The sequence below is a fragment of the Monashia sp. HAY1-5C genome (genome assembly GCF_056755255.1).
Map to the genome: position 1 here is coordinate 1 of NZ_JBPGXG010000398.1, position 266 is coordinate 266.

Consider the following 266-nt stretch of genomic DNA (forward strand, 5'->3'; position numbering starts at 1 on the left):
AGCTGTTCTCGGTTCCTTTAGAAGCGCGCCCTGGGCAAATTGCGTCACGATCTCTAAGCGATAGGTTCCTGCTGACAGGTTCGGAATGACCACCATAACCTCCGAAGGATTATTCGTCACCATATCGCTTTCCTCGACCATCGTTCTGACATCGTTTGTCGTGTTCACAAAGAACACCCCGATAAATGGATCGTTGCCCGCTACTTTGATTTTGCTACCGGCAATCTTAAGGTTTCTGCCGGGAGTAAGCAGGTCATTCACTGAGC

Annotated in this window: 1 protein-coding gene; it reads right to left on the reverse strand. The window is 49.6% G+C overall.

What is annotated here, in order from left to right; all coding sequences use genetic code 11:
- Positions 1 to 266: DUF4469 domain-containing protein (locus tag ACR9ZK_RS22180; protein ID WP_481344102.1), on the reverse strand; the 266-nt coding region annotated here is incomplete at both ends.